Below are 446 nucleotides of genomic sequence, written 5' to 3'. Positions count from 1 at the left end.
TTTCCATCCCATTCTAAAACTTTGATTGTTGTCTTTGTTCGGTTGCAGAAGATAAATATAGAAGGGCTGAAAGGATCAAGAAACATTTGATACTGAACAATATTACTACATCCGTCGATTGATTTTCTTAGATCCGTGGCTCCAGGAGCTAAATAAATATTTTCGATTTTAGAAAGCTCCAGCATGATTCATCCTCTGAATAAACTCAAAAACCAAGTCCATGTTTTCTTTTGTCAGACAGAAAGAAACACCGTTGTAACGAACAGTACAATTATTACCGTTTCTAGTTTTATCATCTAATACATTCACTTTAACAAAATCGAAAGTGTCTGGCTCATCCTTGTGTACATTGTTGATCTTAGCCATGTAGTTTAATCACCATCTACTTACACAAAGATTATGTCATGTCTCAACTATATTTTGTACCACCTTCAAATTTGACGCTT

General features: G+C 34.3%; 2 protein-coding genes. Both read right to left on the bottom strand.

All coding sequences use genetic code 11. The annotated features are described in order from the left end of the window. On the bottom strand, positions 1–185 hold a 185-nt coding region (tnpB, locus tag KTQ83_RS12050), incomplete at its 3' end, for an IS66 family insertion sequence element accessory protein TnpB (protein ID WP_217256971.1). Further along, positions 169–366 carry a hypothetical protein gene (locus KTQ83_RS12045; protein WP_217256970.1) on the bottom strand — a complete coding sequence of 66 codons (198 nt, stop codon included), beginning with the start codon at positions 364–366 and terminating at the stop codon, positions 169–171. The genes tnpB and KTQ83_RS12045, both read right to left, overlap by 17 nt. Between the last annotated feature and the right edge of the window lie 80 nt (positions 367–446).

Origin of the sequence: Holdemanella porci, from assembly GCF_019052655.1 — a bacterium.
Taxonomy (GTDB): Bacteria; Bacillota_I; Bacilli_A; order Erysipelotrichales; family Erysipelotrichaceae; genus Holdemanella; species Holdemanella hominis.
Note: the sequence above shows the minus strand (reverse complement) of the source record. Positions and strands in the feature narration are given on the sequence as shown.